Source organism: Halomonas sp. AOP5-B2-8, assembly GCF_052376475.1.
Taxonomy (GTDB): Bacteria; Pseudomonadota; Gammaproteobacteria; order Pseudomonadales; family Halomonadaceae; genus Vreelandella; species Vreelandella casei.
Map to the genome: position 1 here is coordinate 847,095 of NZ_JBQSVS010000001.1, position 15,254 is coordinate 862,348.

Genomic DNA, 15,254 nt, shown 5'->3' on the forward strand with positions numbered 1-15,254 from the left:
AAACTATAGCTCCATCAATCATAGCGCTATCAATCAATATGGGTAGCAAGTTTTGGCAAACGGTGAGCGCGGCATTGAATGGCAATAGCAGAGAAGAGAAGAGAAGAGAAGAGAAGAGAATCAAACCAGCCTTTCAGCCAGCTTGATTAGTCGTTATAAAACGCTTATTTAAACGTAGGCAGGTGTTTGGAGTCGCGCCCTGGCAGGCCATAGCCAAACCAGCTTTGATGCGCGTTGCTATCGTTCCACACGTGGTAGTGCAACTGCGACATCATCACCGGATCATCTAGAAAGTCTAAACGCTCCAACTGACTCATTGCCGCCGGGCCCATCCTGACTGCGCGTGAAACCCGCTCGTCTCGACGCCTGCGCACGGGCTCAGCATCTGAATGCCGTGAAGCGCCTAACGCAGTGGCCAGCGCATTAGGGACGGGGTCCACCACCACCTGGGCAAAGGACGGTGCGGCCATTCCTGCGTTCATCTGGGAAAGCAATTTCACCATACGCCGCAGCACCCGCGGCGGCTGCGTCTCTTCAGGAATCCTGAACAGCCGCTTTTGAAAGCTTAAGCGCCCTAGCGAGACTCGGCTCGACAGTACCGATACCGGGATAGACACCATCAGGGAAACCACTATAGGCGATAGCCACCAAAGAAACGTCGGTTCAAGCACGTAAACGCCTGCGGCCCACACGGCGCCTATCAGCGTTTGGCTCCAATGGTTGCGTATCCCATCGCCCCAGGTGGTGTCGCTATTTTCACGTGAGGGTGAGCGCCACTGAACCTCCCAGCCCATCACGGATGCCAGTACGAAGCGGGTGTGAAACAGCATTCTTACCGGCGCTAGTAGCATTGAAAAAAGCGACTCGAGCACCATGCTGGCCAACACTTTGAGCGGCCCACCAAATTGGCGGCTACCGTTGATCCACACCAGCAGCACGCTAAGAAACTTAGGCAAGAACAACAGTAGCGCGGTCACACCGAACAGCCCCACGGCTAAGGTTGGATTCCACTGCGGCCACACGGGAAACAGCATTCCCGGCTCTGGGAAGTAGTTAGGCGTGCCAAAGGTATGCACGGCTAGTAGCGCGGTAGACAGCACTAAGAACAAACACCATAGCGGCGCTGAGAGATAAGACATTAAGCCCGTCAGGAACACGGCACGGTGTACGGGATGAATGCCTTTCGAGAAAAACAGCCGAAAGTTCATCAAGTTGCCGTGGCACCAGCGCCTGTCGCGGTTGAGTTCATCGAGTAAGTTAGGCGGCATTTCTTCATAGCTGCCTTCCAACCGGTAAGCAATCCACACCCCCCAGCCGGCGCTGCGCATCAATGCCGCTTCAACGAAATCGTGGGATAAAATCTCGCCCGACATCGACCCCTTGCCAGGCAACGGTGCGAGCATGCAATGACGCATAAAAGGGGCCAAGCGAATGATCGCGTTGTGGCCCCAATAATGCGACTCACCAAGCTGCCAAAAGTGCAGCCCCGCGGTAAACAGCGGCCCGTAAACCCGTGTTGCAAACTGCTGCATGCGCGCATACAAATTGAGCCGCCCGGAGGCCCGTGGCGCGGTTTGAATAATGCCCGCTTTGGAATGCACCTCCATCATTTGCACCAAGCGAGTCAGGCATTTGCCGCTCATCACGCTGTCAGCATCCAGCACCAGCATATAGCGGTAAAGCGCGCCCCAGCGGCGACAAAAATCGTCAAGATTGCCGCTTTTACGTTTTACACGGCGCTGTCGGCGGCGGTAAAAAACCTGCCCGAAAGCCTCCAGATCGCGGCACATCGCAAGCCAAGCGTAGCTTTCCTGAATAGCAATGTCGGCATCAAAGGTATCGCTCAGAATAAAGATGTCAAAATGCTGATCATTGCCCGTGCTGCGTAGCGATTCCAACGTGGCGCGCACGCCGGCAAACACTCGGGCAACATCCTCATTACAAATCGGCACCAGCAGCGCTGTGCGCGCTTCGGCGTGAATCGGGTCGTCACCGACTTCGCTATCAATGGCGTAGCGATCATTGCCGCGTAATAGCTGGAAGAACCCCATCAGCGCCGTCCAAAACCCTGCGGATACCCAGGCAAACAGCAGCACAAACAGTGACAGGATAGTTATTTCAAGCCACTGCTGCCCTTGAGAGGGAAGCACGGTACGCATCTGATTGGCCGCGATGATGCTTTGGCCGAAAATCAGCACCAGCAAAATCCAGCGACGCCTGGTGGCCACCCATCGCCAGGCCGCAGGCGAATGATATTCTCTTTTGCGCCGGCGGCTCCAACCGCGGTTAGCCCAGTTCTTAAGGCGCCGACCGGTATTCACAATAGGATTGGTCGACCACTGCTCCGGTGCCAGCGGCGTTCGCTTGATGGGAAGCGACGTGCGCAATCGAGTAATGCCTGACGCGTCGGTTGAAAGCACCTCAGGTGGCGCTAGCGGCGGCTCTGCATAGGCCAGCGCCAAGCGCCGGCCAACGGATGACGCGGCCGGATCACTGTCGTCGCTATATTCCTCGCTGTGCCCGCCTAACGTAGCATGCAACGACGCCATGTCGTGTTGATCAAGATCACCGACTAATAGCTTGCGCCGCTCATCGCGATCCTGAGTCTCGAGCGCCAAGCGCTCAAGGTAACGATTAGTCGGCGCAGGCGTCCTGGAAGCACTCATATCAGCCATTCGCAGGCAGCCTATAGTACCAAGTTTCAGAGATCGGCTTGCCATCGCGCATTAGCTGCGCCCTTATATCTAGCGGCTGGCTGGTATTCTCGCGCTTCACGTTGATAAACACGCGCCAGCCACCGCTAACCGGATTAGGTACAGCGCGGCTAGACGCTAAGTTGCCATTATCCCCCACGCTTGCCTGAACGCTGATGTTGGCATTGCTGCCAATACCATCAAGCGCGGGCCCAACAAAGTCGATAACGAACGCGAGCGTACCGTCGGCCTCACGAACGAGGTTATCCCTAACCACCTCGCCACGCGAGCGTCTGGTTTCATCAACCCAGGCAAGCTGCGGATCCAGATGACGCTCTTCATCGACGGTGGTCGTCATACGGTAATCAAAGGCCAGCGGCGTACCCGGCTCATACATTTCATTAGGCAACCACATCGATACGATGTTGTCGTTGGTTTCATTACTAGTGGGAATTTGAATCAGCTCAACGCTACCGGCACCCCAGTCATTAAGCGGCTCGACCCAGGCGCTTGGACGCAGGTCATAGCGCGCATCAAGATCCTGATAGTCGCTAAAGTTGTGGCCGCGCTGCATCAACCCATAACCGCCTAACTCAGGCGTTTCTTGTCGATTCATCATCAGCCTGGCCGGATTCACCAGCGGGCGCCAGGTTCGGCCATTCTGCTCATCGTTGATGAGCAAACCATTAGAATCATGGATGGCGGGCACATAGTTAAGCGTCGATGAAGGCTGCTCTGGGCCGTAAAGGTACATACTCGTTAACGGTGCTATCCCCAGTTTTTCGACCGAGCGGCGCAAATAAAGGCGCGACTGTACATCGACCAAGGTGTCGTCACCAGGGCGCAGCACAAAGCGATAGGCACCGGTCACACTAGGTGAATCGAGCAATGCAAAAATGGTTAAATATTGGCTTTCTTGGCTAGGTTCGACAATCCACATTTCTTTAAAGCGTGGGAACTCCTCACCCGATGGCAGCCCCGTATCAACCGCAAGCCCGCGCCCTGAAACACCGTAAACCTGCCCTCTACCTACGGCACGAAAATAGCTTGCGCCTAGAAACACCATGACTTCATCTTTGCGATCAGCATCATTCATCGCATAGTTAATTCTCAAGCCGGCGATACCCAGGTCGTCGCTATTTTTAACGCCGTCAGGGATATTTAAATCACCGTAGGTAAAATCGTCAGCGTTGTAAGCAAAGCCATGAACGTCGCCCTGCTGATCAATACTATTTAACTGGATCGCACTGTTGTAATGCATTCCCTCGTGGAAAAAGCTAAGCGTAAACGGCGAACCAGTACCGCTCCAAACATCGCGATCCCGCTTATATTGGATTTGCGCATACTCCGCATAGCTGAGTTCTTGCAGCTCATTTGGCATGGCCGTTTCTGGCGCGCTGTAACCCTGCTGAGCCAATTCCTCGGCTTGTCTGGCAACATCATCAAAACCGAAGGCGAAAGCTTCAAGAGGAATGCTGCCAATCAGCAGCCCGCCTAGAACGGCGACAGAGCGAAAGCCTTTGCGGCTTAAGATGTTTCGTGGGGTAAATCCTCTCATTTAGCGTATTGCTCCTGGACAATCCTTTGACTAAGTTCAAATTCGCTTATGTGCCGAATTGGCATACCATCATGCTCATTCGATCAGTTGAATGCGCCGTATTCAAGCACAACGAAGGCATCAGTCGCCAGCAGCTTGATCAGCTACCCACCCCGATATCCTTGTAAGAGAACATTATAGACTGGTTATGGGCTAGGTGGTTCTTAAAGCTTCGGGCCGTAGCGACAGTCTCGATAAAACAGTCTCGACAAAACAGTCATCATAAACCTGTAACGACAAAATAATGCAGTGGGGGTTATTCGCAAACGCTTAGCGCTGCAGCCTGACGTGGTGTACAACAGAGAGTACGCAAAACGGCTCGCTTGGAGTATCTCACGTGTTCAATACTACCGCATGGAATCGCCTACGCTATACCGCCTACGCCCCCTTTTATGACACCGTCGCTAACCGCGCATTTCGTAAACCGCGACGCATTGCGCTCGGCCAAGTGGACTGGGAGCCAGGCATGCGAGTACTCATGGTCGGTGCGGGTACGGGATTGGACCTGCCCTTTCTACCGCATGATATTGAGCTGCACGCCACCGACTTGGCACCCGCTATGGTTAAGCGTACAGCCCAACGCGCTGAAGCACTTCGCCGCGACGTTGAATGCCGCGTTATGAATGCTGAGTCGCTCAACTATCCCGATGAACACTTTGACGTCGTGATCATGCACCTGATCATTGCGGTGATGCCTAATCCGCAGCAAGGGCTTAGCGAAGCGCATCGCGTGTTAAAAACAGGTGGACAGCTGTGCGTGATGGACAAATTCCAACCGGATAGCCAGCCTTCGGGAGCGGGCCGGCGCTTGCTGAATCAACTGACATCGGCCATTGCCACTGATATCACCCGCCAAGCGCAGCCGCTACTCACGACGGCAGGTTTTTCCATTCGTCATGACGAACCCGTGCTGATGAACGGGGTATTTCGCGCCCTGCTCGCCACCAAGCCTATGCACTCAACTGCTTAATTATGCGTCCTTTAACCGCAGCCTGCTGACTAGTGATCGATAACGATACTGTATAATCTGATCAGCTACTTAGTCGATTAAGCTCGGAATAAAAATGACAAAACGCCCATCTGTTCGCACTAGCAAACTACTGTTCACGCTGCTTAGTCGCCTGCACTTATATATTGCCCTCTTCGTTGGGCCGTTTATCCTCATCGCTGCGCTATCCGGAATTGCTTATCTGCTGAGCCCGCCACTGGAAGAGTGGCTTTATCACGACACGCTATATGGCGTCAGCCAGGGCGAGGCTCAGCCGCTGGCCGCCCAGATTGATACGGCCCAACGCTACTTAGACCAATCGACATTGCCAAACGCCGTGCGCCCCGCACCACAGCTCGGCGACACTACTCGGCTGATGTTTAACGCACCTGATCTTGGCCCCTCGGAACACCGTGCGATCTTTGTTGACCCTATTTCGCTGGTCGTCACGGGTGACACTACGGTTTACGGCACCAGCGGTATCTTACCGTTACGCACCGCTATTGATCACTTTCATCGCCAGCTATTAATGGGCGATGTTGGCCGTCTTTACAGCGAGCTGGCCGCCTCGTGGCTTTGGCTAGCCGCGCTCGGAGGGATTCTGCTATGGGCTTGGCAGCGTCGCTCGCTAAAAATGCTTTCCGGACGCCAGTCAACGCGGCGGCGCCATGCAACGCTAGGGGTGATCTTGTCGCTAGGATTGCTCTTCTTTTCGGCAACCGGGCTTACCTGGTCCCAATGGGCGGGCGGCAACATTGGAGAGCTGCGCAATGCCTGGGGCTGGAGCACGCCAAGTGCCTCGACGGCCCTAATCGACACCGATAGCCAGCCACACGATGAACACGCAGAGCATCACGGTCATTCGGCTCCCGTTACCACCAGCGTACAGCTGCTGCCCGAGGATTTTGACCGCGCGCTAAATGCCGCTCGGGCAGCCGGCTTAAAGGCCCACCGTATTCAGCTCTCTCCACCGACAAATGAAAGCCAAGCGTGGCGGGTAGCGGAAATAGACCGACGCTGGCCAACCCAGGTCGATCAAGTCGCACTACATCCACGCAGCATGGCCGTGACCGATCAAACTGATTTTTCCACCTTTCCCTTAGCCGCCAAGCTCACTCGCTGGGGCGTTGATCTGCATATGGGGGTACTGTTTGGTATCGCCAATCAGCTAGTACTAGCGCTAATCGCCGCGGGGCTGGTCGCACTGATCGCACTGGGCTATGTAACGGCATGGCGACGGCTGCGCGCAGCGAGCGGCCAGCGCTTTCCCACCATTGCAGAACCCTGGCTCATGCTACCGCTCACTGCCAAACTCAGTGTGAGCGTGATCGCTATCGCTCTAGGCTTAGCGCTACCGGTGCTTGGCGTGAGTCTGGCGGTCTTTATCGTGATTGATGCGCTGCGCTGGTGCATAGCCACTAAGCGGCATGCACGTAATCGCTGAGCGCTGGGTCGCTATAGTGTTCTCACCATAACGCTTACGCCAAGGCGATATACAAGTCTTCCAGAAAGTCGGCCACTCCTTTAGGCAGCGTACGCCCAGCTAACGTTTGCACCTCAATAGTGCGGGCACTCATCTCATGATCGCGAATAGGTAAGGAAACCAGCTCGGCGTGAGTGGGGCCATAATTCGCATTTCCACTTTGATATTCTGTTTCGGTGGGGGCAAGATCGTCAAACAAAGGATTACCCCTTAGCAGAAACTAGCCTATATGGCCTTAGCTATATTTTTGAAGCCCTCTAAAAATGTGGGCATTATCCTACCACCACCGCTACATTCAACAATGATGATGACATTTATATTGCTACCGCATTTTTTGGTTGGATGCCAGATTCAACCTGAGGAGCGCTCCATTACCTAACAGTTGCCGCGATAGTCCTTTCTCAGAATCTTCGTTGAGAAGCCGCTGTAAGCCTCCTAACCAAGCGCCATGGCCAAAGGCCAATACCGGACCGGGCGTTGCAAGCACTCGCTCATAAAACCGTATGATCCGAGCATTGAATGCCTCGAACGGTTCCCCCAGCACCAACCTATGCGGTGCGCTTTGCCAGATACCGGGATGTTCGGATTCGAGATCATCCCATGTACAACCTTCCCATGAGCCAAAAGCTATCTCGACTAAGTCGGGATCTGGCTCAGCCTCTGGAAACCCGTGCAACGCTGCCGTTTGCCACGCCCGTTGCAATGGAGAGGTCACTACCAGTGCGAACTCTTGGCCCATTATTCTTTCAAGGTTACCCTGCAATGTCTTTGTATCCTGATCGCTTAGAGGGTCATCTAGCGCAATGTCCCGCTGGCCCTGTAAACGGCCAGCACTGTTCCATGATGTACGAAAATGGCGGATAAACCACAGCTCTTCCATAGTTTAATCCACTAGCAGCGGTGCGGTGCGACTATCGATAGACATCGAAATCGACGCCCCAGGCTCAAACGGTGGCTGTCCAAAGGAGTGAAGCATGTCTATAACGATACAACCATCAGGCGTGTCGACTAAATAGCGAATCTGACTACCTAGAAACTCTCGATGTGCCACTTGACCAACAATGTCACCGTCTGCCCCAGCGTCGGCTAAGCGAATGTTCTGCGGGCGCAATACAATGCGGTTGGCTCCCAGCACATTTTCGCTCGTAGGTAGACGCTGCCCAGCTTCAGTGACAAACGTGCCCTCCTGCATGGTACCTTTAAGGATATTCGCAGTACCGAGAAACCCAGCTACGAAGGCATTTTCAGGGTAATCGTAAAGCTGCTGGGGCGTACCAATCTGCTGGATCACGCCTCGATCAAGCACTGCCATGCGATCAGAAGTGGTATTGGCTTCCTCCTGGTCGTGTGTCACGAAAATCGTAGTTAGGCCTAGCTTTCGCTGTAGGGCTAGCAATTCACGTCGCATCTGAACACGTAGTGCAGCATCCAGGTTCGAGAGCGGTTCATCAAGCAGCAACACCTGCGGCTCAATGGCGATGGTACGAGCTAGTGCGACGCGCTGCTGCTGCCCACCCGACAGTTGTGCGGGCATACGGTCAGCCAGGTGCAATAGGCCTACAGTTTCGAGGGCTTGTTCAACCTTAGTACCAATCTCGCGTTTGGGAATACGGCGTTCCTCCAGTCCAAAAGCTACGTTTCTGCGTACCGACATATGTGGCCACAACGCATAGGACTGAAACACCATCCCCACGTTACGTTTCCATGGTGGCAGGCTGGCGATATCGTGCCCACCAATAAGGATGCGGCCACGCGGCGTTGGACCAAATCCTGCAATCGCGCGTAAGAGCGTTGACTTCCCCGAACCGGAGGGGCCTAAAAAGGCAAAGAACTCCCCCGGCTCAATCACCATGTTAATACCTTCCAGCACCTTGGTTTCGCCAAAGGACAGGTGCAAGTCCTCGATCTGTATACCGGCTTTGGTCTGGCTCATCTATACTCTCCGAATCTTAATGCTGGTCGTTGGACATGGTCTGACGGACACGCTCACGCTCAATGATGCGTTGCGACAGGTAGGTACCCAGCGCTACGATCACGACCGCCAGAATACCAAGCGCGGCACCTGCTCCACGTCCAGCGGGCGACTGCATGTATAAGTAGATTCCATAGGCAAGTGGTGCATCCGAAGCGCGCCCAACTAGCATGATCGTCGCAGAGAGTTCTACTGCGGCGGTGGCAAAGCTAGTGACAAATCCGGCCAGGATGCCTCCAGTCATCAGCGGCACGACAATGCGCCGGATTGTGCTGGTACGCGAGGCGCCAAGACTGGCAGCCGCCTCCTCTAGCGATAGGGAGACTTGCTGCAACGCCGCCATGCAAGCACGTAGCGCATAGGGAAGGCGTCGTACTGCAAGCGCGATGATGATAATGCCCCAGAAACTCGAGAGTTGGCCAAGCCCAAACGGTAATTGGACACCGTGGAACATACGCAGGTAACCAATACCCAGCACCACCCCCGGTACCGCCAATGCAGCGGTGGCCATGTAGTCCAGCCATTTGCGGCCCGGCAATCCTGTACGGATCACAATATAGGCGATCGCAGTACCCAGCAGCACGTCGATCAGGGCTGCTGACCCAGCATAGATTAGCGTGTTCCATACATATTGTGAGGACTGGGTAAAGATCGTGACGAAGTGCTCCATTGTGAAGCCATCAGGCAGCGGAGAGAACGACCAAATCGTACCAAAGGCTAGTAGCAGCAGCCCTAAGTGGGGGGATAGCACCAATGCCAGAATCAACAGAATCACGCCCCAGGCCAGCCATTTCTCACGTGGTTTAAGGTCGCGGCGCGATAGACCTCCGCCGCCTTTTTGAACGGTGGCATAGTCCTTTCCGCGCATGAACAAAAACGATGCCCATAGAGAGAAGATCGAGAAAACCACCAAAATGAACGAGATCACGTAACCCATCGGGTCGTTAATCCCTACTCCGGTGATACGCAGATAAGCCTGCGGCGCCAACATATTGTTGACGTTAAGCAGTAATGGCGTTCCCAGGTCGTCGAATACTTTGATGAATACCAGCGCTGCACCGGCCAAATATCCGGGCATTGCCAGCGGGAACACAATGCGCCGAAACATTCGCATTCCGTGCGAACCCAGGTTCTGCGCTGCTTCTTCCATCGAGCGGTCAATATTTCGAAGGCTCGCCGACAGGTTGATCAAGATGAAAGGGAAATAGTGTATAGATTGAACGAGTATGACCCCGTTGAGCCCCTCCATAAACGGTATGCGGAAGCCGAAATACTGGTTCAAAAGCAGGTTGACAGAACCATTGCGGCCAAATAACAGCGACATGGCAACCGCTCCTACGAACGGTGGCATGATCAAGGGAATAATGCCCAATGCCTGAATCGCCGCAGTGCCAGCAAAGTTGAACCGCGTGGTGATATAGGCCAGTGGTAGCGCAATCAATGTTGCAAACACGACTGACATGACCGAAACGTAAAGCGAGTTAACGAAACTTTCGCGAAAAAGGCTGGTATTAAAGAAATCTTGAAAGTTCTGTAATGTAAAGCCCCCAGTGCGTGAGTCCAAAAAGGCCACATAGAGCACTTGCGCAACTGGCAAAATCAGAAAGGCCATAAGGAAAATGGCGATCAGAATTCCTGAGATGGCAGCACCTGACAGACGGGGAAACAGGGTGAACCCGCGTGAAGCGGTCTGATATGAATCAGGCATTATAACCTCGGAGTGTCGTCAATTACCGCGCTGACGAGGCAGCGCGGAACTCTACTTGTTTCAGAGCACTCAGTTCAGCGTGATTGCTTGATCGGCGAGCTCTTTTGCCTGGCGATAGTTCTGGACAGCAAAACTGTCCCAGGACTGCTCTATCTCGGACTGACGCCCTACAACTTCAGTGTCAGCATCGGCACTTGAGGAAGTAAAAACGTTCGATAAGGAAGGGTTGAGTGCCTCTTCCTCGGTCACTGGCATCGCTTCGATCAATGCACGTGCTTCAGCGATAAGAGCCAGGGCTTCCTCGTTACCACTTTCTGCATGCGCTGCCTCGGCTTGCTGGACGGCAGCTACTGCGGCTCGCAAGTCATTGAGGCGGTAGGTTATTAGCACATCAAAGAGAGAGTTCACCAGGTTATAACGCTCTCCGGATACATCGACATCAAACTCGATTGCATTAGGAGCAAACTCTTCCGAGAACGGATTGGGGAAATCCTCAGGCGCGTTAGCATAAGCATCTGGATTGACCGGCAAGCGCATGATGGCGGGACTCAGTAGGACTTCCTGCCCCTCAAGTGAGAGTAGAAACTCTACAAACTGCTTGGCCCCCTCCTGATTGGGAGCATTCTCGATGATACCGATATTAGCAGGAACGATGGCTGTCACACTTGGATAGGCTAATTCGACGGGGAAGCCAGATGCCTTGGACGCCAAGCCGAAGAAGTCGATGACGATTCCGAAACCAGTGGCCCCTGAATTAACTGCATCAGGCACCCCAAAGCTACGCTCGGTAACCGTATTCATATTACCCGCGATCCATTTCCATGTTGCCCAACCCTCTTGCCAACCTTCGCCCTGAAGCACGGTTTCGACCGTCAGGTGAGTAGTGCCAGAACGCGAGGGGGCAGACATCGCTACGTGCCCATTGTATTCGGCACGCTTGAGATCTTCCCATTCTTCAGCCACAGGTAAGTCGTTGGCCTGAATATAACGAGTGTTGTACATGATCCCGTATCCCGAGGCTGCAAAACCATAGTAGGTGCCATCGGGGTCATGAATCGGATAGCCACCGATTTCATCAGGGATACCTTCATACTGTACATCTACGGCAGCCAGTAGCCCTTCCTCTTTGAGTACTTCGAAGGCATCAGGCGCCGACGCCCACATAAGGTCGATACTATTGGCACTGCGGGTTTCTTGTAGATACGAAACGGCGGCATTCGTATTACGGCTGACTACTTCTAACGTCGTGTCGGGGTAGGCGGATTCAAAGGCAGCCTTGAAGGGATCAGTCAAATCGCGCGGGAATGAAGTCACTACAGTCACCGTATCGGCAAAGGCAGCGGAGGAAGTCATTATTAGTGCAAGTGCACTAATCGTCATGGTTTTGTTCATTTTATACTCCCATGGTCGTCAGACGAGCACCGGTAAAAGCTCGGCGTGCTTTAACACACAGGAACTATGCAAGATAGAAAAAAACCTTTCAACCTATTGTTTTGTTTAATTTTTAGGGTCAAAACCGACACACCAAATGGGTCATAAATGTCCCATTTTTCATTACAGCAAATCGTGGTGGCGCAGGCGCAAATAAAGACGTTTTCGGGGAATATCCAAAAGAGCAGCGGCTTCGGCTTTTCGGCCTCCAGACTGAAGCAGAGTAGAACGCAGTAGACGGGCCTCAAACTCTTCCATCGCCGCGTCGTACCCCTGGCCCTTTCCCTTACCGGCATTGCTAGTCATACACAAGCTAGTATCCAGACCGATGACTAGCCGCTCAGCCAGATTGCGGGCCTCTCGAACATTGCCTGGCCAGTCGTAGTAGGCAATGCGGCGACTTAGGGCACTATCTATATGCATCTTCGGCAAGTTATGGCGGGCCGCAGCCTCTACAACAAAATGGTTGACCAGCAACAACGCATCATCTTCGCGCTCGCGTAGTGACGGTAAAAAAAGCGTTCCTGCGTTAAAGCGATGCAATAGGTCAGCACGTAGTCTGCCTTCGGCCACTAGCTGCTCGGTTGGGTGTTTAACACTACCCAAAATACGCAGATCGACCGACCGGGGTGCTGCTCCCAGCGGCGTAATTTCGCGCGTATCAACCACGCGCAGCAAACGCACCTGCAAGTTATCAGGCATTGACTCAAGCTCGTCCAGGTAAAGCACGCCGCCTTGCGCTCGCGCGATGAGCCCAGGTGAATCGCTGGTACCGAATAGTTCGCGATCTACATCAGCCTCGCTCAACGCACCGCAGTTTATGGCTACAAAGGGAGAAGCGCCCCGCGCCGATAGATGATGTAGTACCCGTGCAACCAGCTCTTTGCCGGTACCGGTCTCTCCGGCAATCAGCAGGTCGACATCAAGGCACGCTAGGCGGCGCAGTTTTTCTCGTAACTGCCGTATGACGGCAGAACCTCCGATTAATCGATCCTCAATGCCCGTTTGACGCAGTCGTTCGTTCTCCAGATACAAATCACGCATGGCCTGAGCCCGCTTTAGCACGTCCAGCATCAACTCTGGAGAGCAAGGCTTTTCCAAAAAATCATGCGCGCCATTGCGCATGGCGCGCATAGCGGCGGGCACATCGCCATGGGCCGTGATCAAAATGAAGGGGACTTCCGGCGCGAGTTCCCGCACGCAATCGAGAAAATCCAGCCCGGATAAGCCAGGCATGCGCATATCAGACAGGATCACACCTGGAAAATCTGCCGTCAGCTCGTTCAACGCCTCTTGGGCAGCCATATATCCATGAACCTGGAACCCTGCTCGTTCCAACGTTTCGGTGGTCGCCTGGCGAAGGTCCTCGTCATCCTCGACCAGCATCACTTCGGGCATTTCATCACCTCTTTTTCTTTATCCTGCCAACGGTTCAGGCGTAGTTTTACCTCGGCTCCACCCTGCGAGTTCTGCTCAATTTGCAAGTGTCCGCCCATGTCCTGCATAACATTGAATGCAATGGAAAGACCCAAACCTAGCCCTTTACCTGGTTCTTTGGTGGTTACGAAAGGATCGGTCAACGCTAGTCCACTTTGCCCCCCTAGGCCTACACCGTTGTCACAAATCACCAGAAGAACGGGGTTGTGCTGAGTCAGCTCGATACGGATAAGGCCTGGTTCGGCCACGTTTTCCCGCGATTCAATTGCATCTAGTGCGTTGCCCAAAATATTGAGCAGCACTTGCTCTAATAAAATATCGTCACCAGAAACATCTATTCCTGCCAGATCATCACACTCTACATGCACACTCTCGCTACGCAGGCGATGATCCAGCAGCTCCAATGCGGCCTGGATGGGGTCAGCCAGTATGACGCGGACATTCCGATGAGCCGAGCGACGTGCGATACGACGCAGATGACCGATAGTGCGGGTAATACGTTCCAGCAGCGCTTCAATACGTGCAATAGCGGGATGCGTCTCGGGGTGGGCCATACCTAAGTTGTGCAGGCGATGCCCAATAGCGGCAAGTGGCTGATTGATTTCATGGCTGATCGCAGCCGACATCTGACCAAGCGCTGCCATTTTACCCGCTTGTACCAGTTCACGCTGAGTCAATTCTAAACGCTCAATTGCCTGCTGACGCTCATGAACTGAAGCGCGAAATACTTTGACCGCACGTGCCATATTGGCGATTTCATCTCCCCTTGCCACATTGCTAGCTTTATCGTGCAAGGGATAATCGCCTTGCGCGATAAGCGTTAAATCAGTGGAGAGCCTTTCAATCCTTAGCAAAATACGCTTGTGAACAAAGATGGCCAAAATAATGGCCGTCGCCACAGCTCCCAACAGCGTTACCATTCCCAGCCATAACGAGCCTTGCATGATCGTCGTCGCGGCGGTGTCAGCGCGCCGCTGGGCACCGATTCGCTCAGCCCGCCCTAAATCGGTCAAGCGTGCTTGCATGTCGGCCAGAGCGGCCTGAGCACTATGCAACTCATTTACAGCAGCGTGGTGAAGCGCTAGACGCTGGCGTACCTGCGCGAAAATACTATTGGGCTCCAAAGCAAGCCCCTTCAGCTGTTCTAGCGCTTGTAGCAGTAACGCCACATCAATTCGTTGTGGCAAGTTCAGCTCCGCTAGCTCTAGCCGGTCTAATGTGTCACGCCCTAGTGTGGCCGCCTGCTCTATTGCCTCTAGACGGTCACTTGAGCGTGCTTGTAATAGCAGAGCCGTTAGGGTTGCGGCCTCGGAGCCAATTTGCTGTACCCGATCGCGCAGCAGCCAATCTTGAGATAATGCCTGCTTAGCGCCCTCGCGAGCCATCAACCCACCGTTATCCACTAACGTCGCTAACTGCGTGTCCATGTTGAAGGACAGATCACTTAGGATTCCTTGCACCTGGCCCTGCACATCAGCGTGGGCCCAACGCAAGCCCGCACCTGTCCGGGTGTCTTCTTGCCGGAGCATTTCAAGTTCAGCACTAAGACGGCCAAATTCAGCGAGCGCACGACGTAGATTACCTTCAGCGGTCTCGATGGAGGTGCGGACGGCATAGCGCCCAGATGCTGCCAACCAAATTGGCGATCCCAGTACCGCCTCTACCGCTGCAGAAGCATTGTCTATGGACCGCTTCATACTCTCATCATGCATCTCTGGGGCGGCGACCACTTGCATCGTTAGTGCGGCCAACTCGCCAGTGGCCTCAGCCAGCTCACCCGCCAACGCCACAGCGGGAATGCGCTCCTCCGCCAGCACACGAAAGTCATGTTCGGCGCGCAGCATCACCATCATGCCTACTGCCAGCACTCCCGTCGCGACAATAACAACCAATATGAGTACTGCCACCAATTGTCCACGGATTGAGCCCCTATACCGCCAGCCCA

11 protein-coding genes are annotated in these 15,254 nt (G+C 54.1%); 2 read left to right on the forward strand and 9 right to left on the reverse strand.

Going from position 1 to position 15,254, the window contains the following annotated elements; translation table 11 throughout:
- Positions 1 to 164 precede the first annotated feature (164 nt).
- Both mdoH and ACT3RP_RS03820 read right to left on the reverse strand, forming a co-directional pair.
- A complete protein-coding gene (gene mdoH / locus ACT3RP_RS03815) occupies positions 165 to 2,675 on the reverse strand; it encodes a glucans biosynthesis glucosyltransferase MdoH (RefSeq protein ID WP_444672131.1) in 2,511 nt (836 codons plus the stop codon).
- Positions 2,668 to 4,251 (reverse strand): glucan biosynthesis protein G, encoded by a 1,584-nt coding sequence (locus ACT3RP_RS03820; RefSeq protein ID WP_441686099.1) that lies wholly within the window; start codon positions 4,249 to 4,251, stop codon positions 2,668 to 2,670. The genes mdoH and ACT3RP_RS03820 overlap by 8 nt, the downstream gene beginning before the upstream one ends.
- Positions 4,252 to 4,627: 376 nt before the next feature.
- Between ACT3RP_RS03820 and ACT3RP_RS03825 the strand changes: the two genes are divergently transcribed.
- Both ACT3RP_RS03825 and ACT3RP_RS03830 read left to right on the forward strand, forming a co-directional pair.
- Positions 4,628 to 5,260 carry a class I SAM-dependent methyltransferase gene (locus ACT3RP_RS03825; protein ID WP_441686097.1) on the forward strand — a complete coding sequence of 211 codons (633 nt, stop codon included), beginning with the start codon at positions 4,628 to 4,630 and terminating at the stop codon, positions 5,258 to 5,260.
- Between the two features lie 94 nt (positions 5,261 to 5,354).
- Positions 5,355 to 6,722 (forward strand): PepSY-associated TM helix domain-containing protein, encoded by a 1,368-nt coding sequence (locus ACT3RP_RS03830; RefSeq protein WP_483393277.1) that lies wholly within the window; start codon positions 5,355 to 5,357, stop codon positions 6,720 to 6,722.
- Positions 6,723 to 6,756: 34 nt separating this feature from the next.
- Here ACT3RP_RS03830 and ACT3RP_RS03835 read toward each other — a convergent pair whose 3' ends face one another.
- From ACT3RP_RS03835 to ACT3RP_RS03865, 7 genes are all read right to left on the reverse strand, one after another.
- On the reverse strand, positions 6,757 to 6,960 hold the full coding sequence (locus tag ACT3RP_RS03835) for a type 2 periplasmic-binding domain-containing protein (RefSeq protein WP_096282100.1): 204 nt from the start codon (positions 6,958 to 6,960) through the stop codon (positions 6,757 to 6,759).
- Between the two features lie 123 nt (positions 6,961 to 7,083).
- Complete coding sequence (locus tag ACT3RP_RS03840; RefSeq protein ID WP_483393278.1) at positions 7,084 to 7,641, reverse strand: histidine phosphatase family protein; 558 nt, start codon at positions 7,639 to 7,641, stop codon at positions 7,084 to 7,086.
- A 3-nt stretch (positions 7,642 to 7,644) separates the two neighbouring features.
- A complete protein-coding gene (locus ACT3RP_RS03845) occupies positions 7,645 to 8,694 on the reverse strand; it encodes an ABC transporter ATP-binding protein (RefSeq protein ID WP_096282102.1) in 1,050 nt (349 codons plus the stop codon).
- Between the two features lie 16 nt (positions 8,695 to 8,710).
- Positions 8,711 to 10,441 carry an ABC transporter permease gene (locus ACT3RP_RS03850; RefSeq protein ID WP_096282103.1) on the reverse strand — a complete coding sequence of 577 codons (1,731 nt, stop codon included), beginning with the start codon at positions 10,439 to 10,441 and terminating at the stop codon, positions 8,711 to 8,713.
- A gap of 69 nt (positions 10,442 to 10,510) precedes the next feature.
- Positions 10,511 to 11,833 carry an ABC transporter substrate-binding protein gene (locus ACT3RP_RS03855; RefSeq protein ID WP_483393279.1) on the reverse strand — a complete coding sequence of 441 codons (1,323 nt, stop codon included), beginning with the start codon at positions 11,831 to 11,833 and terminating at the stop codon, positions 10,511 to 10,513.
- Between the two features lie 162 nt (positions 11,834 to 11,995).
- On the reverse strand, positions 11,996 to 13,270 hold the full coding sequence (locus ACT3RP_RS03860) for a sigma-54-dependent transcriptional regulator (RefSeq protein WP_483393280.1): 1,275 nt from the start codon (positions 13,268 to 13,270) through the stop codon (positions 11,996 to 11,998).
- Positions 13,258 to 15,216: an ATP-binding protein gene (locus ACT3RP_RS03865; protein ID WP_217990298.1), complete on the reverse strand. Its 1,959-nt coding sequence runs from the start codon at positions 15,214 to 15,216 to the stop codon at positions 13,258 to 13,260. Before ACT3RP_RS03865 ends, ACT3RP_RS03860 begins: the two co-directional genes overlap by 13 nt.
- Between the last annotated feature and the right edge of the window lie 38 nt (positions 15,217 to 15,254).